The organism is Pantoea sp. SGAir0184 (assembly GCF_043544755.1).
Window position 1 is genome coordinate 3,710,076 of record NZ_CP028050.1, and the last position, 22,486, is coordinate 3,732,561.

24 protein-coding genes, 1 tRNA gene and 1 pseudogene are annotated in these 22,486 nt (G+C 57.2%); 11 read left to right on the plus strand and 15 right to left on the minus strand.

All coding sequences use genetic code 11. The features are described from left to right. Positions 1-3: 3 nt before the first annotated feature. The 4 genes from sspA to zapE form a co-directional block, all read right to left on the minus strand. Positions 4-645: a stringent starvation protein SspA gene (sspA, locus tag C1N60_RS17620; RefSeq protein ID WP_021507753.1), complete on the minus strand. Its 642-nt coding sequence runs from the start codon at positions 643-645 to the stop codon at positions 4-6. Between the two features lie 329 nt (positions 646-974). Next, the gene (gene rpsI / locus C1N60_RS17625) at positions 975-1,367 is read right to left on the minus strand and encodes a 30S ribosomal protein S9 (protein WP_021507754.1); all 393 of its coding nucleotides are present in this window, start codon (positions 1,365-1,367) and stop codon (positions 975-977) included. A 15-nt stretch (positions 1,368-1,382) separates the two neighbouring features. After that, positions 1,383-1,811, minus strand: coding sequence for a 50S ribosomal protein L13 (rplM, locus tag C1N60_RS17630; RefSeq protein ID WP_021507755.1), 429 nt, complete (start codon positions 1,809-1,811; stop codon positions 1,383-1,385). A 238-nt stretch (positions 1,812-2,049) separates the two neighbouring features. After that, the gene (gene zapE, locus C1N60_RS17635) at positions 2,050-3,177 is read right to left on the minus strand and encodes a cell division protein ZapE (RefSeq protein ID WP_058759600.1); all 1,128 of its coding nucleotides are present in this window, start codon (positions 3,175-3,177) and stop codon (positions 2,050-2,052) included. 184 nt (positions 3,178-3,361) lie between these two features. Between zapE and zapG the strand changes: the two genes are divergently transcribed. From zapG to degS, 3 genes are all read left to right on the plus strand, one after another. Continuing rightward, entirely contained in the window at positions 3,362-3,766 is a 405-nt protein-coding gene (gene zapG, locus C1N60_RS17640; protein ID WP_021507757.1) for a Z-ring associated protein ZapG, read from the plus strand. 108 nt (positions 3,767-3,874) lie between these two features. After that, the gene (gene degQ / locus C1N60_RS17645; RefSeq protein WP_394521150.1) at positions 3,875-5,245 is read left to right on the plus strand and encodes a serine endoprotease DegQ; all 1,371 of its coding nucleotides are present in this window, start codon (positions 3,875-3,877) and stop codon (positions 5,243-5,245) included. Between the two features lie 86 nt (positions 5,246-5,331). After that, positions 5,332-6,405, plus strand: coding sequence for an outer membrane-stress sensor serine endopeptidase DegS (gene degS, locus C1N60_RS17650; protein WP_021507759.1), 1,074 nt, complete (start codon positions 5,332-5,334; stop codon positions 6,403-6,405). 64 nt (positions 6,406-6,469) lie between these two features. On the opposite strand, the gene epmA is transcribed toward degS, so the two are convergent. The 3 genes from epmA to efp all read right to left on the minus strand — a co-directional run bounded on the left by epmA (position 6,470) and on the right by efp (position 8,464). Beyond that, positions 6,470-7,447 carry an elongation factor P--(R)-beta-lysine ligase gene (gene epmA, locus C1N60_RS17655; RefSeq protein ID WP_394521151.1) on the minus strand — a complete coding sequence of 326 codons (978 nt, stop codon included), beginning with the start codon at positions 7,445-7,447 and terminating at the stop codon, positions 6,470-6,472. 164 nt (positions 7,448-7,611) lie between these two features. Then, on the minus strand, positions 7,612-7,746 hold the full coding sequence (locus tag C1N60_RS17660; protein ID WP_031279745.1) for an entericidin A/B family lipoprotein: 135 nt from the start codon (positions 7,744-7,746) through the stop codon (positions 7,612-7,614). 151 nt (positions 7,747-7,897) lie between these two features. After that, positions 7,898-8,464 carry an elongation factor P gene (efp, locus tag C1N60_RS17665; protein ID WP_021507762.1) on the minus strand — a complete coding sequence of 189 codons (567 nt, stop codon included), beginning with the start codon at positions 8,462-8,464 and terminating at the stop codon, positions 7,898-7,900. Between the two features lie 40 nt (positions 8,465-8,504). On the opposite strand from efp, the gene epmB reads away from it, so the two are divergent. After that, positions 8,505-9,533 carry an EF-P beta-lysylation protein EpmB gene (gene epmB, locus C1N60_RS17670; protein ID WP_394521152.1) on the plus strand — a complete coding sequence of 343 codons (1,029 nt, stop codon included), beginning with the start codon at positions 8,505-8,507 and terminating at the stop codon, positions 9,531-9,533. A gap of 155 nt (positions 9,534-9,688) precedes the next feature. On the opposite strand, the gene C1N60_RS17675 is transcribed toward epmB, so the two are convergent. The 4 genes from C1N60_RS17675 to C1N60_RS17690 form a co-directional block, all read right to left on the minus strand. Beyond that, positions 9,689-10,036, minus strand: a complete 348-nt coding sequence (locus C1N60_RS17675; protein ID WP_021507764.1) for a DUF4156 domain-containing protein — start codon at positions 10,034-10,036, stop codon at positions 9,689-9,691. A 195-nt stretch (positions 10,037-10,231) separates the two neighbouring features. Beyond that, a complete protein-coding gene (gene groL / locus C1N60_RS17680; protein ID WP_021507765.1) occupies positions 10,232-11,887 on the minus strand; it encodes a chaperonin GroEL in 1,656 nt (551 codons plus the stop codon). A 46-nt stretch (positions 11,888-11,933) separates the two neighbouring features. Continuing rightward, entirely contained in the window at positions 11,934-12,227 is a 294-nt protein-coding gene (locus tag C1N60_RS17685; RefSeq protein ID WP_021507766.1) for a co-chaperone GroES, read from the minus strand. Positions 12,228-12,421: 194 nt separating this feature from the next. After that, on the minus strand, positions 12,422-12,874 hold the full coding sequence (locus tag C1N60_RS17690) for an FxsA family protein (protein ID WP_021507767.1): 453 nt from the start codon (positions 12,872-12,874) through the stop codon (positions 12,422-12,424). Positions 12,875-13,249: 375 nt separating this feature from the next. Here C1N60_RS17690 and aspA point away from each other — a divergent pair, with 375 nt between their 5' ends. From aspA to C1N60_RS17715, 5 genes are all read left to right on the plus strand, one after another. Then, on the plus strand, positions 13,250-14,686 hold the full coding sequence (aspA, locus tag C1N60_RS17695; protein WP_021507768.1) for an aspartate ammonia-lyase: 1,437 nt from the start codon (positions 13,250-13,252) through the stop codon (positions 14,684-14,686). Positions 14,687-14,800: 114 nt separating this feature from the next. Continuing rightward, positions 14,801-16,102: an anaerobic C4-dicarboxylate transporter gene (locus C1N60_RS17700; RefSeq protein ID WP_394521153.1), complete on the plus strand. Its 1,302-nt coding sequence runs from the start codon at positions 14,801-14,803 to the stop codon at positions 16,100-16,102. Positions 16,103-16,188: 86 nt separating this feature from the next. Next, positions 16,189-17,886, plus strand: coding sequence for a protein-disulfide reductase DsbD (locus tag C1N60_RS17705; RefSeq protein WP_262256482.1), 1,698 nt, complete (start codon positions 16,189-16,191; stop codon positions 17,884-17,886). A gap of 66 nt (positions 17,887-17,952) precedes the next feature. Beyond that, positions 17,953-18,531: a division control transcriptional repressor DicD gene (locus C1N60_RS17710; RefSeq protein ID WP_021507771.1), complete on the plus strand. Its 579-nt coding sequence runs from the start codon at positions 17,953-17,955 to the stop codon at positions 18,529-18,531. 108 nt (positions 18,532-18,639) lie between these two features. Then, positions 18,640-18,715 (plus strand) — tRNA-Phe (locus C1N60_RS17715). 84 nt (positions 18,716-18,799) lie between these two features. Here the strand turns inward: C1N60_RS17715 and C1N60_RS17720 are convergent. Both C1N60_RS17720 and C1N60_RS17725 read right to left on the minus strand, forming a co-directional pair. Further along, the gene (locus C1N60_RS17720; protein WP_010615565.1) at positions 18,800-19,099 is read right to left on the minus strand and encodes a helix-turn-helix domain-containing protein; all 300 of its coding nucleotides are present in this window, start codon (positions 19,097-19,099) and stop codon (positions 18,800-18,802) included. Further along, a complete protein-coding gene (locus C1N60_RS17725; RefSeq protein ID WP_010615566.1) occupies positions 19,086-19,385 on the minus strand; it encodes a type II toxin-antitoxin system RelE/ParE family toxin in 300 nt (99 codons plus the stop codon). Before C1N60_RS17725 ends, C1N60_RS17720 begins: the two co-directional genes overlap by 14 nt. Positions 19,386-19,856: 471 nt before the next feature. Between C1N60_RS17725 and C1N60_RS17730 the strand changes: the two are divergent. Beyond that, positions 19,857-20,111 (plus strand): annotated as a pseudogene (locus C1N60_RS17730) (LysR family transcriptional regulator); the annotation flags it as partial. Between the two features lie 94 nt (positions 20,112-20,205). On the opposite strand, the gene C1N60_RS17735 reads toward C1N60_RS17730, so the two are convergent. Both C1N60_RS17735 and C1N60_RS17740 read right to left on the minus strand, forming a co-directional pair. Beyond that, positions 20,206-21,375, minus strand: a complete 1,170-nt coding sequence (locus C1N60_RS17735) for a Gfo/Idh/MocA family protein (RefSeq protein WP_394521154.1) — start codon at positions 21,373-21,375, stop codon at positions 20,206-20,208. Positions 21,376-21,385: 10 nt separating this feature from the next. Then, entirely contained in the window at positions 21,386-22,309 is a 924-nt protein-coding gene (locus C1N60_RS17740) for a TIM barrel protein (protein WP_394521155.1), read from the minus strand. Between C1N60_RS17740 and C1N60_RS17745 the strand changes: the two genes are divergently transcribed. Continuing rightward, positions 22,308-22,478, plus strand: a complete 171-nt coding sequence (locus C1N60_RS17745; RefSeq protein WP_193751842.1) for a hypothetical protein — start codon at positions 22,308-22,310, stop codon at positions 22,476-22,478. The genes C1N60_RS17740 and C1N60_RS17745 overlap by 2 nt on opposite strands. Positions 22,479-22,486 lie beyond the last annotated feature (8 nt).

Consider the following 22,486-nt stretch of genomic DNA (forward strand, 5'->3'; position numbering starts at 1 on the left):
AGATTAGCCCCGGGCTTGCAGGCGCATTTCACGTTCGGCTTCCGTCAAAGAAGCGAGGAAGGAGTCACGTTCAAATACGCGCGTCATGTAGCCTTTCAGCTCTTTCGAACCTGCGCCAGCCAGATCCACACCCAGCTGCGGCAGACGCCACAACAGCGGCGCCAGATAGCAGTCAACCAGGCTGAACTCTTCGCTCATAAAGAACGGCGTACGTGAGAACAGCGGCGCAATGGCGAGCAGCTCTTCGCGCAGTTGCTTGCGCGCGGCATCGGCTTCGGCACCGCTGCTGGTTTCAATGGTACGCATCAGGCTGTACCAGTCCTGCTCAATGCGGTGCATCATCAGACGGCTTTCACCGCGCGCGACCGGATAAACCGGCATCAGTGGCGGATGCGGGAAACGCTCATCGAGGTATTCCATGATGATGCGGGATTCATACAGCGTCAGTTCACGGTCGACCAGCGTTGGCACAGTGCGATACGGGTTGAGGTCAATCAGATCCTGCGGCAGATTATCCGTTTCAACCTGCTCGATCTCCACGCTGACGCCCTTCTCAGCCAGCACGATACGTACCTGATGGCTGAAAATGTCAGTCGGACCAGAAAACAGCGTCATTACCGAACGTTTGTTGGCAGCGACAGCCATGAAAACCTCCAAGTTTGTTCACAAAAAAATACTGCGAATAGCCAACCACGCGGCGACTCACCTGCTCATCAGATTCGCACACAGCCGGGCGTTACGGGCATTGTCCGGTCGTCCCGACAGGAGCAGTATGCACAACGCCGCGACTCGCGGGCGCAAAGTGTCAGTCAGTTTACCAGATTTTAAGCAGCTTGTGGGGCGGGGATAATCATTTGCGGGCAAAATGCGGGGAAAGCTCGCGTTTTTGCGCTGAAAAAGCCGCGATTCAGGCAATAAAAAACCCGCCGAAGCGGGTTTTTTGAGCCAATTGTAACTGCCGAAGCAGCCAGCAATTAACGCTTGGAGAACTGTGGACGACGGCGTGCTTTACGCAGACCGACTTTCTTACGTTCAACCTGACGCGCGTCACGGGTAACGAAGCCCGCTTTACGCAGTTCAGAACGCAGAGACTCGTCGTATTCCATCAGAGCGCGGGTGATACCATGACGGATCGCACCAGCCTGACCAGAAATACCACCACCTTTAACGGTGATGTACAGGTCCAGTTTACCAACCATATCAACCAGCTCCAGCGGCTGACGCACGACCATGCGTGCAGTCTCACGACCGAAGTACTGCTCCAGAGAGCGCTGGTTAATTACGATGTTACCGCTACCCGGCTTGATAAAGACGCGAGCGGCAGAGCTTTTGCGGCGACCAGTGCCGTAGTTTTGAGTTTCAGCCATTGCCTATAATCCCGATTAAATGTCAAGAACTTGCGGTTGCTGCGCCGCGTGGTTGTGCTCGTTACCTGCGTAAACTTTCAGTTTACGGTACATAGCACGACCCAGTGGGCCTTTTGGCAGCATGCCTTTAACCGCGATTTCAATCACACGCTCAGGACGGCGTTCGATCATCTCTGCAAAGGTCGCTTGCTTGATACCACCGATGTGGCCAGTGTGGTGATAGTAAATCTTGTCGTTACGCTTGTTGCCGGTTACAGCAACTTTGTCAGCGTTCAGAACGATAATGTAATCACCGGTATCAACGTGCGGAGTGTATTCCGCTTTGTGCTTACCACGCAGACGGCGCGCCAGTTCAGTCGCCAGGCGACCCAGGGTTTTGCCAGTTGCGTCAACAACATACCAGTCACGCTGTACGGTTTCTGGTTTAGCTGTAAAAGTTTTCATTGAAAAGCTTACCCAAATAAAAGTTACACGTTGGTGAAATCCCAAACGCTAAGTTAACGATTGAGGCTCACACGACCAATTCGCCCAGCAAGCCCACCCCCTCAGGTAGAGTTACCGGATCACACAGTTTTCCGGGAAAAGAAAGCCTGTGCTGTAACGTGGGGTCGCAAGATTATAGAGAAGTCGAATCTAAAGATCGACTCTTTTTGCGCCCGAAGCGGTGATTTCTGTTTGCCCCTCAGGGCAGGTGCGGCAGGCGAAGATACTCCTCGCTCTGCATCTCCTGCAGGCGCGACAGACAGCGCTGATATTCGAATTTCAGCCGCGTGCCCTGATAGATTTCAAACAGCGAGGTTTCTGCCGCCACCACCAGCTTGACGTGGCGCTCATAGAACTCATCCACCAGCGCGAGGAACCGCCGCGCCTGGTCTTCCGTTTTGTAAATCATCACCGGCACATCGTACAGCAGCACGCTGTGGAAGCGGCGCGACAGCTCAATGTAATCGTGCTGGCTGCGCCCTTCACCGCACAACGCGAGGAAATTGATGGCCAGTACGCCTTCGTGAACGCCGAGCGTCGGCAGCTGGCGATGGTTAATCTCCAGCACCGGCGCGTCGCCGCGCGGTTTACCGGACAGCGCGCTGAACATGCGCTCCATCTCCGCGTGCGTCGCGTCGTTAAGCGGGAAATTCCACAGATGGGCCGATGTCAGGGTGCGCAGGCGATAATCAATGCCGGCATCGACATTCATCACATCGCAGTGGCGCTTGATCTGCTCGATAGCCGGCAGAAAACGCGCCCGCTGCAGGCCGTTGCGGTACAGCTCATCCGGCGGAATGTTGGAAGTCGCCACCAGCGTGATGCCGCGGGCAAACAGCGCTTCCATCAGCGTACCAAGCAGCATTGCGTCGGTGATGTCGGAGACGAAAAACTCGTCGAAACAGAGAATATCGGTTTCCGCTTTGAAACGGTCAGCGACAATCAGCAGCGGGTCGCTGTGGCCCTGCAGCTGCGTTAACTCTTCGTGCACGCGCAGCATGAAGCGATGGAAATGCAGACGCAGTTTGCGATCGCCAGGAATAGACTGAAAAAACAGATCCATTACCCAGGTTTTACCGCGTCCGACGCCGCCCCACATATACAGGCCACGCACCGGCGCTTCATGGCTCTCCGGCGCTTTATTCATCAGCTTTGATAAGCGGCCAAACAGCCCTTTAGCTGCCGGCTGCGGCTGCTGCTGGCGGGCAATCAGGCCTTGCTGAATGCGATCTAAACGGGTGATGGCGTCACGTTGTACATCGTCCGGACGAAACTCGCCCTGCGACAGCGCCTGCTCATAGCGCGCAAGCGGAGATGAGGTTTGCATGGTTCTCTCAGAATCCCTGAAAAAGTCCGATTCACGTGTCGGTTGTCGAAAATTAGGCCGCTCTACACTAAGCGATACAGCCCGAGGATTCCACTTCCGATGGATTAACGGGTATAGTGGCTACTATTGAAGTTGAAACAGAAGCAATGCCCTACGAAGCAACGGAAATTACACGGGAGTCATTATGACCTGGGAATACGGGCTGATTGGTTTAGTGATTGGCATTATTGTCGGCGCGGTAGCGATGCGTTTTGGCAACAAAAAGCTGCGTGAGCAGCGCAGCATGCAGTACGAACTGGAAAAATCCAAAGCGGAGCTGGCGGATTACCGCGAAGAGCTCACCAACCACTTTGCGCGCAGCGCAGAGTTGCTGGACAACATGGCGCGCGACTATCGCCAGCTGTATCAGCACATGGCGAAAGGGTCGAATGACCTGCTGCCAAATCTGCCCGGCGAGAAAAACCCGTTTGCTTACCAGCTGACGGAAGCCGAGGCCGATAACGACCAGGCGCCGGTGCAGATCCCGCGCGACTACTCTGAAGGCGCATCGGGCCTGCTGCGCAGCGGCGAACGCACCACCCGCAGTTAATCCTTTTGGGGCACAGCATGGCTGTGCCCTTTTTGTTTTCCGAACGCTTATTACCAATAACTGTCACACTTCTTTTATCCCCCTTTTCGCAGCGAGAGCGTCATAGCAATGAAAAAACCAGCACGACTGTTAAGCGCATTAGCCTTGAGCATTGGGATGAGTCTGGCGGCGACGCCGGGTGCCATGGCCACGTTGCCGGCACAGATTCAGGGACAAGCACTGCCAAGCCTGGCACCGATGCTGGAAAAAGTGCTGCCGGCGGTGGTCAGCGTGCATGTCGAGGGCACCGACAGCGGTCAGCAGGGCCAGGATATTCCCGAGCCGCTGAAGCGCTTCTTTGGCCAGGCGCCCGGGCAGTCTCAGCCACAGCCGTTTGAAGGAATGGGTTCCGGCGTCATCATCGACGCAGCTAAAGGCTACATTCTGACCAACAATCACGTGGTAAACGGTGCGGATAAAATCAGCGTGCAGCTGAGTGATGGCAACGAATATGACGCAAAGCTGATTGGTCATGACGAGCAAACCGACATCGCGCTGATTCAGGTAGAAGGCGCAAAAAACCTCACGCAGGTGAAAATTGCTGATTCTGACGCGCTGAAAGTGGGTGATTTCGCCGTGGCGATCGGCAACCCATTCGGCCTCGGCCAGACGGCGACGTCCGGCATTATCTCGGCGCTGGGCCGCAGCGGGCTGAATCTGGAAGGGCTGGAGAACTTTATTCAGACCGATGCCGCCATCAACCGTGGTAACTCTGGCGGCGCGCTGGTGAACCTCAACGGCGAGCTGATCGGCATTAACACTGCCATTCTGGCGTCGAGCGGCGGCAACATTGGTATTGGCTTTGCTATCCCCAGCAACATGGCGATGAACCTGGCGCAGCAGCTGATTCAGTTCGGCGAAGTGAAGCGCGGTCAGCTCGGGATCAAAGGGACAGAAATGACCGCCGATATCGCGAAAGCATTTAACGTCGATGCGCAGCGCGGAGCATTTGTCTCTGAAGTGCTGCCGAAGTCGGCGGCGGAACAGGCGGGCATCAAAGCGGGCGACATCATTACCGCCATTAACGATAAGCCAATTACCAGCTTTGCCGAGCTGCGGGTGAAAGTCGGCACCACGCCGCCAGGCCAGCAGGTGAAAATCGGTCTGCTGCGCGATGGCAAACCGCTGACGGTGACCGTAACGCTGGAACAGAGCGCGCAGAGCACCGCCAGCGCCCAGCTGATGTCGCCAGCGCTGCAGGGCGCCACGCTCAGTGACGGCAATACCAAAGCCGGCGATAAAGGGGTCAAAGTCGATACCATCGAAAAAGGCACGCCGGCAGAACAGGTTGGCCTGCAGAAAGACGATGTGATTGTCGGCGTCAACCGTACGCGGGTGCAGAGCCTCGCCGAGATGCGCAAAGTGCTGGAGGGCAAACCGCCGGTACTGGCGCTGAACGTGGTGCGCGGCGACGAGAGTATTTACCTGCTTCTGCGATAATCCTCGCAACGGGCGGACAAGCAGGTGTTTGTCCGCCCTTCTCGTGCTATTCTGCCCTGCGATCAACTCTTGCCTGAAATAACACCATGTTTCTTAAACTTTTACGTTCTGTGGTGATGGGCCTGATCGTGGCAGGTTTACTGCTTGTCGCGATCCCGGCGCTGCGAATGGGCAGCAACGTCACCTTTGATCACGACAGCAGCGCCGATGAAGCGCCCTTCAGTTTCAATCAGGGCGTGCGCCGTGCTGTGCCGGCGGTGGTCAATGTCTATAACCGCAGTGCGCACGGTAACAATAATCGCGGCATTACCACGCTCGGTTCCGGCGTCATCATGAACGCGAAAGGCTACATCCTCACCAACAAACATGTCATCAATAACGCTGACCAGATTATCGTCGCGCTGCAGGACGGACGCTTTTTTGAAGCGACGCTGGTGGGCTCCGACGCCATGACCGATCTGGCGGTGTTAAAAATCAGCGCCTCTAATCTGCCGGTAATCCCGATTAACGCCAAACGTGTCGCGCATATTGGTGATGTGGTGATGGCGATTGGCAACCCGTACAACCTCGGCCAGACGGTCACCCAGGGCATCATCAGCGCCACCGGCCGCATCGGTCTGAGCTCCTCCGGTCGGCAGAACTTCCTGCAAACCGATGCCTCGATCAACCAGGGGAACTCCGGCGGCGCGCTGATTAACTCGCTGGGCGAGCTGATGGGCATCAACACGCTGACCTTCGACAAAAGCAACGACGGCGAAACTCCGGAAGGCATTGGTTTTGCCATTCCGACCGCGCTGGCGACCAAAATTATGGATAAGCTGATTCGCGATGGCCGGGTGATCCGCGGTTATATCGGTATTACCGGGCGCGAGCTGCCGCCGCTGCACGGTCAGGGCAGCAACCTCGATCGGGTGCAGGGCATTATTGTTAGTGAAGTGACGCCGGGCGGTCCGGCGGATCGCGCCGGCATTCAGGCCAATGATGTCCTGCTGCAGGTGAACGGTAAGCCGGCGCTGTCCGCGCAGGAGACCATGGACCAGGTGGCGGAAATCCGCCCGGGATCGGTGATTGATGTGCAGGTGCTGCGCAATGAGCAGAAGATGACGCTGCCGGTTACCATCCAGGAGTTTCCGGAAGCGGCCAATAATACCTCGCCGTAAACGCACCCGGCCGCGGACAGCGCCATCGCTGAGCCGCGGCCGGGTGTGCAGAACCGCGGCGTAACTAGCTGCGATCCACCGGGAAAGCGATCACCTCACTGAGCGCATCGGCCTTCAGCGCCAGCATAATCAGGCGATCCACGCCCAGCGCCACGCCGGAACAGGCCGGCATGCCATGCGCCAGCGCATCCAGCAGGTAAGTATCAATCGGATGTTGTGGCAAACCGCGCGCGGCGCGACGACGATTATCCTGCTCAAAACGCTGACGCTGTTCGCGGCTGTCGGTCAGTTCGCGGAAACCGTTGGCCAACTCCACGCCTTTGTAATAGACCTCAAAACGCTCTGCCACGCGGTGATCTTCGGTACTGATCTCCGCCAGCGCCGCCTGACTGGCCGGGAAGTGATAGACGAAGCACGGCTTATCGAGACCAATTTTCGGTTCCACACCCAGCATAAACAGCAGCTGCAGCAGCGTGTCGCGATCGTCTTCGCGATTCGCCAGCTCGCCCTCACCCAGCTTTTCCGCCGCTTCGCGCAGCTGCGCCTTGTCCGCCGACAGCGGATCGATCTCCAGATGACGGATAAACGCCTGCTGATACGATAGCGATTCGGCGCTGTCGCACTCCAGCACCTGCTGCAGCAGGTCGTCGACTTCGTTCATCAGCCGATACATATCGTAGTGCGGCCGATACCACTCCAGCATGGTGAATTCCGGATTATGGTGGCGCCCGGCCTCTTCATTACGGAAGCAGCGCCCCATCTGATAAATCGGGCCGCTGCCCGCTGCCAGCAGGCGCTTCATGTGATATTCCGGACTGGTCATCAGCCACAGATCGCGCCCGCCTGCCGCGCCAGGTCCGACAAAGCGCGTCTGGAATGGCACCAGGTGGATGTCGGTGATCGTCGCCTGGCTCATGGCAGGCGTATCCACTTCCAGTACGCCGCGATCGGCAAAGAAACGCCGGATTTCCGCCAGGATGGCGGCGCGTTTCAACAAATTGGCAATGGGTGCGCTCGGCTGCCAGCTTGCCGTTTCGCTCATGGTGATGACTCCTTATACAGACAAGGGGAGGAAGTCTACCCGTATTGCTGACGGCAAACAACGGCACCGCCGTCGCGGCAGGCAGTTTCAGAAATCACAGGCGCTGGCAGGACAACAGGAGGAAGAGAAAGCCGGTACGAAAGCAGGTTTCGCACCGGTTTTAGTTACTGCGCGCTGCGCTGAATTGCCTGACCGCCCGCTTCAACATCTTCGCCTACACCACGCGTGGTGTTACAGGCTGAAAGCAGCGAGGAAAGCACCAGTACCGAGAAAATCGCGACAATACTTTTCTTTAACATAGCCATATCCTTGTTGGTTGCAGTAAAAGTACAGCTTTTAAAGCATAGACCGGATACGCCATGATGGCGGTTAAGCCGCTGAAAAAAGACGCGGTGCGGGGAAGAGCGCGGAAATAAAAAAGGCGCATCGATGATGCGCCTGATTTGACGATTATTTTACGCGGGAAACGTATTCGCCAGAGCGGGTGTCCACTTTTACCACTTCGCCAATCTGTACGAACAGTGGCACTTTGATCACAGCGCCGGTAGACAGCGTCGCTGGCTTGCCGCCGGTACCGGCAGTATCACCTTTCAGACCTGGGTCAGTTTCGGTGATTTCAGCTTCGATGAAGTTCGGTGGCTGAACGGCGATCGGTTTATCGTTCCACAGGGTTACGATACACTCGGCGTTGTCCTGCAGCCATTTGGTCACGTCGTCCAGCACCTTGGCTTCAACCTGATACTGTTCGAAGGTTTCCGGGTGCATGAAGTAGAAGAAGTCACCGTCGTTGTAGGAGTACTGCAGCGTCATGTCACGCACGTCTGCGCCTTCGGCGGAGTCGGTAGACTTGAAGGTTTTCTCAACGCGTGAACCGGTCAGCAGACGACGCATTTTAACACGTGCAAACGCCTGGCCTTTACCCGGCTTAACGAATTCACTGGATTCGATGGCATACGGTTCGCCTTCGAACATGATTTTAAGACCGGCACGAAAATCGTTGCTAAGATAAGTCGCCATAAAGGCCCTCTGTAGATATTAACTGGTAATAGCCAAAAAAATGGCACACATTGTAACCCTAAATCCCCCCGTCAGAGAAGATTGGTTGCAGCAACTTGCTGATGTTGTCACCGATCCTGCTGAATTACTGCAACTTTTAGCCCTTGAAAACCACGCGGATCTGGCAGCCGGGAGAGAGGCGCGCCGTCTGTTCGCCCTGCGCGTACCGCGCGCCTTTATTCAGCGCATGCAGCGCGGCAATGCGCAGGACCCGCTGCTGCTGCAGGTGCTGACCAGCCGCCAGGAGTTTACCGATGCGCCGGGCTACAGCACCGATCCGCTCGATGAGCAGAGCAGCGTAGTGCCGGGCTTACTGCATAAGTATAGAAACCGCGCGCTGCTGCTGGTCAAGGGCGGCTGCGCGGTGAACTGTCGCTACTGCTTCCGCCGGCATTTCCCCTATCAGGATAATCAGGGCAACAAGCGCAACTGGCAGGCGGCGATTGATTACATTGCCGCCCATCCCGAGCTGGACGAGATCATCTTCTCCGGCGGCGATCCGCTGATGGCGAAAGATCAGGAGCTGGCGTGGCTGATTGGCGCGCTGGAAAACATTCCGCACCTGAAACGCCTGCGCATTCACAGCCGGCTGCCGGTAGTGATCCCGGCGCGCATTACCGAAGGGCTATGCCAGCTGCTGGCGGATACGCGTCTGCAGGTGCTGCTGGTCAGCCACATCAACCACGCGCAGGAGATTGACGAGGCGCTGCGCGAACGCATGCAGAGGCTGAAGCGCGCCGGCGTCACCCTGCTGAACCAGAGCGTGCTGCTGCGCGGCGTTAATGACGATGCGCAGACTCTGGCACAGCTCAGCAATGCGCTGTTTGATGCCGGCATCCTGCCCTACTATTTACATGTGCTGGATAAGGTGCAGGGTGCGGCGCACTTCTTTGTGCCGGATGAGCAGGCGCGCGCGCTGGTGCGGCAACTGCTGACCATGGTGTCGGGCTATATGGTGCCGAAGCTGGCGCGGGAAATTGGTGGTGAGCCGAGCAAAACGCCGCTGGATCTGCAGCTGCGTCAGGAGTGACGTTCCCTGCCAGCTGCCCGGTGCGCATGAATGCGCACCCTACAGTATTCCTGTGGCGGCACCATCACCGCAGGAGCCATTGATGGCGACCGCGCAGGGACTGAACTCAAAAACAAAAAAGCCGCTCTCGCGGCTTTTTTATTGCTGCTCTGCCATTACGGGCACTTATACACCTGACCCGACATTTTGCTGTCGAGCGGGGCAAAGGCAGACAGCAGGTTCTGCGTCGGGCTGGTGGCACCATAAATCACGTTGCCGCCCATCTCCGCTGCGCGGTTACGCAGGTCGTTGGCCGCACCGCGCAGTGAACTGCCTTCACCGCCTGAGCCGGTCAGCCAGTTGCTCTGCGAGCCGGTAACATTGCCCAGCAGCTGACATTGGCTGCCTGGCTGTTGATCAACAAAGGTGACACGTTCGCCGGCGGCACTCAGTTGGTTGGAGGTGCTACAGCCCGCCAGCAGTAAGGTACCGACTGCCAGTCCGAGCGAGAGGTTAATCCGCATTATAATCCCCATTTATTATCATCAGTGTCGGGCGGCAGCGTAGCAGAAAAGCGCACATTTTTTCTGAACATTCATTGCCCTAAACCCGCAAAGCCGAAGTATTGCGCCCTTACTTATACCTTGTTCGCCGGCAAAAGAAAAACCCCCGACCGTTTCCGATCGGGGGTTTCTCAACAGCTCAGACGTTCAGGGCAATTACATCATGCCGCCCATACCGCCCATGCCACCCATGCCGCCAGCGCCAGCACCTAAGTCAGGTGCGTCGCCTTTCGGCAGGTCGGTGACCATCGCTTCGGTGGTAATCATCAGACCGGCCACAGAAGACGCGTACTGCAGCGCAGAACGGGTCACTTTGGTTGGATCCAGGATACCGAAGTCGATCATGTTGCCGTACTCTTCGGTCTGCGCGTTGTAACCGTAGTTACCGTCGCCCGCTTTCACGTTGTTAGCAACCACAGATGGCTCTTCACCGGCGTTAGAAACGATCTGACGCAGTGGCGCTTCCATCGCACGCAGAGCAACCTTGATACCGACGTTCTGGTCTTCGTTCTGACCTTTCAGGCCAGATGCTGCGATTTTCGCCGCAACACGCACCAGCGCGACACCACCACCGGCAACCACGCCTTCTTCAACCGCAGCACGGGTAGCGTGCAGGGCATCTTCAACGCGTGCTTTCTTCTCTTTCATCTCAACTTCAGTCGCTGCGCCTACTTTCAGTACGGCTACACCGCCTGCCAGTTTAGCAACGCGCTCCTGCAGTTTCTCTTTGTCGTAGTCAGACGTCGCTTCTTCGATCTGCTGACGGATCTGCGTCACGCGGCCAGAGATGGCGCCCTGATCGCCCACACCATCGATGATGGTGGTGGTGTCTTTGTTGATCACCACGCGTTTTGCCTGACCCAGGTCTTCCAGCGTCGCTTTTTCCAGCTCCATACCGATCTCTTCAGAGATCACGGTACCGCCGGTCAGGATAGCAATGTCCTGCAGCATCGCTTTACGACGGTCGCCGAAGCCCGGTGCTTTCACCGCAGCCACTTTCACGATACCGCGCATGGTGTTGACCACCAGCGTAGCCAGCGCTTCGCCTTCCACGTCTTCTGCGATGATCAGCAGTGGTTTGCCGGCTTTCGCCACAGCTTCCAGCACTGGCAGCATTTCGCGGATGTTAGAGATTTTCTTGTCAGCCAGCAAGATGAATGGGCTTTCCAGCTCCACCGCACCGGTTTCTGGCTTGTTGATGAAGTACGGAGACAGGTAGCCACGGTCGAACTGCATACCTTCAACCACGTCCAGCTCGTCCTGCAGACCGGTGCCTTCTTCAACGGTGATCACGCCTTCTTTACCCACTTTGTCCATCGCCTGAGCGATCAGGGTACCGACGCTTTCATCGGAGTTGGCAGAAATGGTACCTACCTGCGCGATAGCGCGGGAATCCTGGCATGGTACAGACAGGGTTTTCAGCTCTTCAACGGCTGCGGCAACGGCTTTATCGATACCGCGCTTCAGATCCATTGGGTTCATGCCCGCCGCGACGGCTTTCAGGCCTTCGTTGACGATAGCCTGGGCCAGAACGGTAGCGGTGGTGGTGCCGTCGCCTGCTGCGTCGTTGGCTTTAGAAGCGACTTCTTTCACCATCTGCGCACCCATGTTCTCGAACTTGTCTTCCAGCTCGATTTCACGTGCCACAGAAACACCATCTTTAGTGATGGTCGGTGCACCAAAAGATTTATCCAGAACCACGTTACGGCCTTTCGGGCCCAGGGTAACTTTTACTGCATCTGCCAGTACGTTCACGCCACGCAGCATTTTTACGCGTGCGTCATTACCGAATTTTACGTCTTTAGCTGCCATTTCAAATATCCCTTAAATTCGTTTCGTTCAGTGAATTACGCGTAAATTACGCTTCAACAATCGCCAGAATGTCGCTTTCAGAGATGATCAGAACTTCTTCGTTGTCGATTTTCTCAGTCTTGGCACCGTAGCCTTCGCTGAAAATCACCAGATCACCCACTTTTACGTCCAGCGGCTTCACGTCGCCGTTTTCCAGGATGCGGCCATTGCCAACAGCCAGTACTTCACCGCGGGTTGATTTGCCTGCTGCAGAGCCGGTCAGAACGATACCGCCAGCAGATTTGGCTTCAACTTCTTTACGCTTGACGATAACGCGATCGTGCAACGGACGAATTTTCATTTGATAGCTCTCCTTTGAGAAGTCCAATCATTCATTTTTGGGTTGAACGCCGGGCTTGAGGGTTCCGGCCTCGTGGAGAGAGAGATAGGGGCAGAAAAGGGGCTTTCAAGGGCAAAAAAATAAAAAATTTTCGTTTGCGTAACAGATGACGAAAAAGACAGCAAAAAGGGCGGCTTACGCCGCCCCGCTTACATTCAGCGATCTTTATCGTGACCGATACGATCCTGATCTTTGCGCTCAAATTCGCCGTCCATGGTGACGCCGCTATCCGGGCCCTGCCCCGGGCCGCGCCATACGCGCAGGTGCGGCATCAGCTTCAGCGTCAGGTGTTTCTGCACCGGCGGCAGCAACAGCAGCAGGCCGAGGAAATCGGTGAAGAAGCCCGGCAACAGCAGCAGAAAACCGGCGATGATCAGCGACACGCTTTTGATCATCTCCGCCGCCGGGCTCTCGTTACGCGCCAGCTTCTCCTGCATCAGCATAAAGTTCTTCATGCCCTGGTTTTTCACCAGCGACACACCAATGCACGAGGTAAAAATCACCAGCAGCATGGTCAGCAGCACGCCGAGCGCGTGCGCCACCTGGATGAAAATCGAGATCTCAATCCAGGCCAGAACAAAAAAAATCACTAACGGTAACCAGCGCACCGATATCTCCTGTGAGTCGCGCCGCCACGCAGCGTGCGGGGCAGCAAAATTGAAGGGTCAGCATGACCATAACGTATGAGATGGGCACGCGGCCGGGGAAATTCAACCGCCGCTGTTAAATTTATGCCACTGACTTAAAATTGCGAAGTACATCACATATCGTTATTACCGCTGGGCCAGCAAATGTCCGTAAAGTGATCTGTGCACAAGCATTTCTGCAGTGACAGAATATGATCGTGCTCGCCAGCCCGAAGATGGATAAAATGTCGGCACTGGTATTCCACGACAATATAATTGCTTCACCTGCACGTTATTCGCCGCCCATCCATTCCGGATGCCCGGCAATAACACAGCAGCAATAATAAGAAGGTAATCATGGCGAACAACATTCGTATCGAAGAAGACCTGTTAGGCATGCGTGAAGTTCCGGCAGATGCCTATTACGGTGTTCATACTCTGCGTGCGATTGAGAACTTCTATATCAGTAACAGTAAAATCAGTGACATCCCTGAGTTTGTTCGCGGCATGGTGATGGTGAAAAAAGCCGCCGCGCTCGCCAACAAAGAGCTGCAAACCATCCCCCGCCACATCGCCAACACCATCATTCAGGCTTGTGATGAAGTGCTGAACAACGGTAAGTGCATGGACCAGTTCCCGGTTGATGTCTATCAGGGCGGCGCGGGCACCTCGGTCAACATGAACACCAACGAGGTGCTGGCTAACATCGGTCTGGAGCTGATGGGTCACCAGAAAGGTGAATATCAGTACCTCAACCCGAACGATCACGTGAATAAGTGTCAGTCCACTAACGACGCTTATCCTACCGGTTTCCGCATTGCGGTTTACGCCTCGATCCTCAAACTGCTCGACGCGATTGGCCAGCTGAGCGAAGGTTTTCAGCGCAAAGCGGTGGAGTTTGAAAACATCCTGAAGATGGGCCGCACCCAGCTGCAGGACGCGGTGCCGATGTCGCTCGGTCAGGAGTTCCACGCGTTCAACGTACTGCTGAACGAAGAGACGCGCAGCATTCTGCGCACCGCCGAACTGCTGCTGGAGGTTAACCTCGGCGCCACGGCGATCGGCACCCGCCTCAATACGCCGGACGGCTACCAGCAGCTGGCAGTACAGCGCCTGGCGGAAGTCAGCAACCTGCCGGTGGTGCCCGCCGAAGATCTGATTGAAGCCACCTCAGACTGCGGCGCTTACGTCATGGTGCACTCAGCGCTGAAGCGCCTGGCGGTCAAACTGTCGAAAATCTGTAACGACCTGCGCCTGCTGTCATCCGGTCCGCGCGCCGGCCTGAACGAAATCAACCTGCCGGAACTGCAGGCCGGTTCTTCAATCATGCCTGCCAAAGTTAACCCGGTGGTACCGGAAGTGGTCAATCAGGTGTGCTTTAAAGTGATTGGTAACGACACCACGGTGACCATGGCTTCCGAAGCCGGTCAGCTGCAGCTCAACGTGATGGAGCCGGTGATTGGCCAGGCGCTGTTTGAGTCGATCAGCATCCTGACCAACGCCTGCTACAACCTGCTGGAAAAATGCGTTAACGGCATCACCGCCAACAAAGCGGTCTGTGAAGCCTACGTGTTCAACTCCATCGGTATCGTCACTTACCTCAACCCGTACATCGGCCATCACAACGGCGATATCGTCGGGAAAATTTGTGCTGAAACCGGTAAGAGCGTGCGCGAAGTGGTACTGGAGCGCGGCCTGCTGACCGAAGCCGAGCTGGACGATATTTTCTCCATCCAGAACCTGATGCACCCGGAATACAAAGCCAAACGCTACACCGACGAAAACGAACAGTAATCCGTTCCGGATCAAGTCGTCTGAAGCACGCCTGTATACAATACGGCGTGCTTTTTTATTTTGACGTCTATAACTAAAGTGGCTGCGTGTGGCGGCACTTCAGGGAGTGAAACTATGGTAGTGGTGGAATTGCTCATCGTCCTGCTGGCGATCTGGCTGGGTGCGCGCCTCGGCGGCATCGGCATTGGCTTTGCCGGCGGTTTAGGCGTGCTGGTGCTGACGCTGGTTTGCGGCATGAAACCCGGCGCGATCCCGTTTGATGTCATCGAGATCATTATGGCGGTGATTGCGGCCATCGCCGCGATGCAGGTGGCTGGCGGCATGGATTATCTGGTCGGGCTGGCGGAACGCCTGCTGCGCCGCCATCCGCGCTATGTCACGTTCCTTGCGCCGCTGGTGACCTATACGATGACGCTGCTGGCGGGTACCGGGCACACTGCTTTTTCAACTCTGCCGGTGATTGCGGAAGTGGCCAAAGAGCAAGGCGTACGCCCTTCGCGCCCGCTGTCGATAGCCGTAGTGGCGTCGCAAATCGCCATCACCGCCTCGCCGCTTTCGGCCGCGGTGGTATTTTTTGCCTCGATTCTTGAACCGCGCGGCGTCAGTTATCTGGCGCTGCTCGGCGTCGCGCTGCCTGCCACCATGCTGGCCATTTTCTGTGCCGCCGTGATCACCAACTTCCTCGGCAAAGAGCTCAAAGAAGATGACGTCTATCAGGCGCGCCTGGCGAAAGGTGAAGTGACGCTGCGCGGTGAGCAGGTTTATCACATCAAGCCGGGTGCCAGACGCGCGGTGCTGCTGTTCCTGATCGGTATTGCGGCGGTCGTGCTGTACGCGACGGCGATCAGCGACAGCGTGGGCCTGATCAGCAATCCGGTGCTGCCGCGTAACGAAGCCATTGTGGTGTTTATGCTGACGGTTGCTACGCTGATTTGCCTGACCTGCAAAGTGGAAACCGGTGAAATCCTCAGTGCCAGCACGTTTAAATCCGGCATGAGCGCCTGTATCTGCGTGATGGGCGTCGCCTGGCTGGGCGATACCTTTGTCAAAGCGCACCTCAGCGACATCCAGACGCTGGCCGGCGACATGCTGCAGAGTTATCCGTGGATGCTGGCGCTGGTGCTGTTCTTTGCTGCCACGCTGCTCTACTCTCAGGCGGCCACCACCAAAGCGCTGATGCCGGCCGCACTGATGCTCGGCGTATCGCCGCTTGCGGCGGTCGCCTCCTTCGCCGCGGTGTCCGCGCTGTTCGTGCTGCCCACCTACCCGACGCTGCTGGCCGCGGTGGAGATGGATGACACCGGCTCGACCCGCATTGGGAAGTACGTGTTCAACCACTCGTTTATCATTCCCGGCGTGCTGGCGATTACCTTCTCGGTGGCGTTTGGCTTCCTGTTCGGCAGCCTGATCCTGTAGCGTCGTGGTTACATCCTGAAAACCTCGTGGCGAATGAGCCGTGTTATTATCGCGGCTCATTCGCCACCGGAGCTGATTAATTCGTCATGGCTGCTCGATTTTCCCGCCTGTTAAGCTTGTGCCTGGCACTGCTGTTTTGCCTGTCGGCGCAGGCCAGCCTGTTCTCGCCCACTACCAATAACCGCTTTGTGCCGGTCGATCAGGCCTTTGGCTTTGATTTCAGCCAGCAGGGTCATCAGCTGACGCTGAGCTGGAAAGTGAAGGACGGCTATTACCTCTATCGCCAGCAATTCCACATCAGCGCGCAACACGCGCAGCTGGCGCCGGTCACGCTGCCGCCGGGCCAGCCGCACGAAGATGAGTTTTACGGCAAGAGTGAAATCTATCCGCAGGACGTACAGCTGCCGATCACCCTGCGCCAGGCCGATGCCGGTGCAACGCTCAGCGTGACCTATCAGGGCTGCGCCGCGGCCGGTTTCTGCTATCCGCCGGAGACCCGCTCGGTGCCGCTGACGGCGATGGCTGCCGATAGCGCCGCGCCGGTAATCGCGGCATCACCGGCCGCTGACCGCACGCCGCTGCCATTTTCGCCGCTGTGGGCGCTGCTGATTGGCATCGGCGTGGCCTTTACGCCGTGCGTGCTGCCGATGTATCCGCTGATCTCCGGCATCATTCTTGGTGGCCAGCGCCGCTACTCGCTGGGCCGGCTGTTCGCCCTGGCTCTGGTTTACGTGCAGGGTATGGCGCTGACTTACACCCTGCTCGGTATGGTGGTGGCAGCAGCGGGACTGCGTTTCCAGGCTGCGCTGCAGCATCCTTACGTGTTGATCGGCCTCTCGGTGCTGTTTGTGCTGCTGGCGCTGTCGATGTTTGGCCTGTTCACGCTGCAGCTGCCTGCCAGCCTCCAGACGCGTCTGACGCTGTGGAGCAACCGTCAGCAAGGCGGGTCGCTGGCGGGCGTGTTTATGATGGGCGCACTGGCTGGGCTAATCTGCTCACCCTGCACCACCGCGCCGCTCAGCGCCATCCTGCTGTATATCGCGCAGAGCGGTAATCTGTGGGCCGGAGCCGGCACGCTGTGGCTGTACGCCTTCGGCATGGGACTGCCGCTGATTGCTGTAACGATGTTCGGCAACCGGCTGCTGCCGAAAAGCGGTCCGTGGATGCAGAGCGTAAAAGAGGGTTTTGGCTTTGTGATTCTGGCGCTGCCGGTGTTTCTGCTGGAGCGCGTGCTGGGCGATATCTGGGGACTGCGGCTGTGGAGTCTGCTCGGCGTGGCGTTTTTTGCCTGGGCGTTCAGTCTGAGTCTCAGCGCACGCGGCACAGCGCGCGTGCTGCCGATCATCATGCTGGCGGCCGCGCTGGTGGTGGCGCGCCCGCTGCAGGACTGGGCATTTGGCAGCAGCAGTACGCAAAGCGTCGCGCACCTGCCGTTTCAGCGCATCAGCAACAGCCAGCAGCTGGATAGCGCATTACAACAGGCGCAGGGGCGTATCACCATGGTCGATCTCTATGCCGACTGGTGCGTGGCCTGCAAAGAGTTTGAAAAATACACCTTCAGCGATGACGGCGTGCGCAGCGCCCTGAGCAACGTGCAGCTGCTGCAGGCTAACGTGACAGCCAACAACGTGCAGGATAACGCGCTGCTGCAGCATCTGCAGGTGCTTGGCCTGCCGACCATCCTGTTCTTCGATGCGCAGGGCAAAGAGATTGCCGATTCACGCGTCACCGGGTTCCTTAACGCCGCGGATTTCCGCGCCCATTTGCACAATCTGCCGCGTTAAACGAAACTGGTTGCACGACACTGCCCGGGCGTACGCGCCCGGGCCCGCATTCCGGAGGAGAGTCTTTTGCAACGCGAACAGATCCTTGAGCATGCGCTGAATGTGCTCGAACAGAGCGGCCTGGCCGCGACCACCTCGCTGCAGCAGCTGGCTGGCGAAAGCGGCCTCGCCAGCGATCAGCTGGAGCGCTACTGGCCCGATCGCGATGCCCTGCTGTATGACGCGCTGCGCTTTCACGGCCAGCAGATCGACAGCTGGCGCCGCCAGGTGCAACTGGATGAGCGCCTCAGTGCGGCACAAAAGCTGCTGGCGCGTTACGACGTGCTGGCAGAGCACGTCAGTAAAGGCCGCTTTCCCGGCTGCCTGTTTATTGCCGCCTGCAGTTTCTATCCCCAGCCGGATCAGCCGGTGCACCAGCTCGCCGAACAGCAGAAGCGCAGTTCCTGGCAGTTCACCCATGAAATCCTCGTCGACCTGGCGCTGGACAACCCCAGCATGGTGGCCGATCAGATGGAGCTGATCCTCGAAGGTTGTCTGAGTAAGCTGCTGGTGAAGCGCAACGTGCAGGATGTCGCTACCGCGCGGCGTCTGGCTGAAGATGTGCTGAGCATCGCGCTGTGCCGGCAAAACGGTGCGCTGGCGTAGGCTTTTTGTTCACCCTGCCTGAAAAGCAGGCAATCAGTCACGATTGCTACGCTTTTTTTACGAAACCCGTTGACGGCTGTGAGCCATTAGGGTTTAATGCGCCCCGTTGCCCGGATAGCTCAGTCGGTAGAGCAGGGGATTGAAAATCCCCGTGTCCGTGGTTCGATTCCGCGTCCGGGCACCACTATTCAGAAAACCCAGCCTTATGGCTGGGTTTTTGCTTTTCTGCGCCGGCAGAATCGCTCACCCTGCAGCCTGGCAGAAACTCTTAAAGCTGGAAAATCCGCCCGTCACCGGCTGGCAGTTCAACGGTTACGCTCAATTTTCCGCCTAACGCCTCAACGTACTTTTTCAGGCTGGAGAGTTTCAGTTCATCACCACGCGCCTCGATGGCTGCAATAGCAGGTTGCGAAACACCCATCTTTTCAGCCAACTGTACCTGTGAAAGCGCCAGTTCTTCCCGCAGCTGGCGCAAACGAATCTCGAGGATTTTTTCCGCCGCCTTATTTCTGATGCGCGCCTGTGATTCAGGCGAACGCTGAGCAATCAGGTCTTCAAGTTTTGGCATGATTCATCTCCTCCAGATGCTGTTGATACTCGCGGTCAGCCAGTTTAATCATCGCCTGATAAAAGCGCCGCTGATGCGTTCCGGTTTTGTTTCCCGCGCAGAGCACAATGGCCCGTCTGACCGGATCGAAGGCAAAAAACGCACGAATCGCCCGGCCATTACTCTGAACACGGAGTTCTTTCATATTGGAAAAACGCGACCCGACGAGGGTATCAACATCAGGTCGCCCTAACGTGGGCCCGAACTCCCTGAGAACCGCCAGGCTGGCCAACACATCCTCAATCATCGCGTCATCCTGCGCCTGCAGCCATGTGGCAAAGCGCGCGGTGGTTTCTACCTTCCAGCTTTTCAAAATCACCTCATATAACCTGTAGTTTATAGCGCTCTGATATAAACCGGAAGTTATATTGAAAAGATGACCTGTATCATGCCGGATGCCAACATCGCTGGAGACGTGTTCAGCTTGTGCGGAGTACCTGAAAAAACTGCAATCCCATGCAATATCGATTAGCTCCATTACGACCCTGACTGCTTCGGCCCCATTTGCGCGACGCGTCGCACACTTTTGCGATTGCGCCCAAACCTTTCCAGCGAATTGCGCCACCGGTCACGCCGCGTTGCGCGTGTCGATGTTAAAAAACTGTTAATCGTAGTACCTGCCTGCCGTCGTGGCTTTTATTCTTAACTCTGCGTCTGCTGCATCTCACCGTGCCGGACGCATTTGATACACCGAATCGTGTCGCCAGAGGGAGTAATCGTGAACCTTCGTCGCCTTAAATATTTCATCAAAATCGTCGACGCGGGCAGCCTGACGCAGGCCGCTGAAAGTTTGCATATTGCGCAACCGGCGCTAAGCCAGCAGCTTGCCACGCTGGAGGGAGAAGTGAATCAGCAGTTACTGATCCGCACTAAACGCGGTGTAACGCCTACCGAAGCGGGGAAAATGCTTTACCTTCATGCCTTCACTATTTTGCACCAGTGCGAACAGGCACAGCGCGCCATCGATCAGATCGCCGCAGCAACTGCAGAAGGCATGCGCAGCGGCTCCCAATAAAGCACGGATGCCGCCCCGCTACCTCGCACTCCGGTTAAATTTCGTCAGCTAATTAGCACTCAACCCACACCGCACCGGCATCCGCCGATTTGACACACTGTTCCACCCAGCGTACCCCCATCAGCCCGGCGTGCACGTCCGGATACCAGAAGTCCTGCAGGAAGGCGTGATCGCCGCGGTCGGTGGCGTCCATCGCCAGCGCAAAACGGCGATAGAGATTCGACCAGGCTTCAAATAATCCTTCGGGATGGCCGCCACCAATACGGTCATCGGCCAGCGCGCTGGCGTGCAGATAGCCCATGCCGCGCTCAAGAATCTGCACCGGCTCGCCCTGCACTTCATAGCGCAGCTGGTTTGGCTGTTCGTCCCACCACTCCAGACTGGCTCGGGCCCCCACCACGCGAATTTTCTGGCCGTGCATCGATCCGCAGTTCACCGCTGACGCCCACAGCGTACCGACCGCGCCGTTGTCGTATTCCATCATCACAAAGGCGTTATCTTCCAGCGGCGCACGCGAGGCCACAAAGCTCTGGCGGCTGCACAGCAGACGTTTTATTTGCAACTGCGGCAACAGAGTTTCAGCGATAAACAGCGGATGGGTGGCCAGATCGCCCAGCACATAGCTCGGGCCAACAAAACGCGGATCGACGCGCCATTTGGTGCTGGCATTCTGTAATTCGACCGCTTCGTGATGAAAGCCGTGAGCAAACTGCATGTTCACAATGCGGATCTCACCCAGCAGCCCGTCAGCAATCATGGTGCGCGCCTGCTGAATCAGCTGATGCCCGGCATAACCGTAGGTCATGCCGATGATCTTCTGCTGCGCTTTACACAGTTGCTGCAGTTCCTCAGCTTCAGCGGAGGTGAAACACAGCGGTTTTTCACACACCACGTGCAGCCCGGCGCTGAGCGCGGCGCGGCAGATAGCAAAGTGCGTATTGTTCGGCGTGGCGATGGAGACAGCTTCAATGCCATCAGCACGCGCGGCTTCCGCTTTAAACAGGGTTTCGTAATCGCTATAGCAGCGCTCCGCCGCCACGCCCAGCGCGCGACCAAACGCCCGCCCGCGCTCCGCATCAATATCAAACGCACCCGCCACTAAGGTGAAGTTGCCGTCGCGTAAAGCAGCGGAACGGTGAATATAACCGATCTGGCTGGTGCCGCCGCCGCCCACCATGCCCCAGCGCAGCGCGCGATCCAGTACTTTGCTCCCGTTAATCATGCTGTTCTCCTCAGAATCCGATGGAATGCAGGTAGTGCAGGCTGGCCGTGACGTCCTGCAGACTGGTGGCGGCGTTGCGCGGATCGCGCTCCTGCTCAATGGTGATCCAGCCCTGGTAGTGACGTTCAGCGAGAAACGCCCGCAGCGCCGGGTAATCAATCGCGCCCTGGCCAAGCGGGCACATCACGCCCTCGGCACAGGCAGTGAAAAAGTCGACGCCGCGCGCAATCACATCGCGCCAGACGGCCGCATTGATGTCTTTGAAATGCAGATAGTCGATGCGCGGCCAGTAGCGTTGCAGCCAGGTCTGCGGATCCATGCCGGAATAATAAAGATGGCCGGTATCGAGACACAGTCCGGCAACCTCATGCGGGATGTCCTGTACCAGCTGCTCCAGTTCATCAGCAAACTCAATACAGCCACCGGCATGAGGATGAATCACCGGTCGCACGCCGTAGTCATGCCAGGCGATGTGACTGAGCTGAGTGATGTGCTGCATCATGCGCTGCCAGTCTGCGGGTGCCAGGCGCGGCGCTTTCTCTGTCTGGCCAGCAAATTGCGCCCGCTGCGGGTTACCGAAATCGATAATCACCAGATAGGGCGCGGGCCGGTTATCACCGTGCGTGCGTGCCGCGCACGGCACCTGCGACAGGTTGCGGCAGATGTTGTGCGTCAGCTCAACCATCGCCGGGAAATTCGCCTCGCTGACCAAATCATCAAAAATGGTGCCGGCCACCAGCGACAACTGATGCGCTTCCAGCTGCTGGCGCAGTTCGGCGGCATCGGTCGGCAGATAGCGCCACGGCCCGAGTTCAATGCTGCGGTAACCGGCCTGGGCCGCCTCGCGCAGCACCGTTTGCCATGGCGGCAGGAAAGGATTGTCAGGATCGTCTACGCCCCAGCTGCAGGGCGCATTGGCAATGTGTAGGGTCATGATGGTTCCTTATGATGAGGGCTGGCGTCAGTATCAAATAGATATTTCACCAACCTCAATCATGGAACTTTCATTCTTTGATAGCGATCATAAATTTAATTATCAAATTTTTGATAATTTTTTATCAAATGCTGTCGTCATGCGCGCTGGCGTGGCTGTCGCCCGGTGAGCGATAAC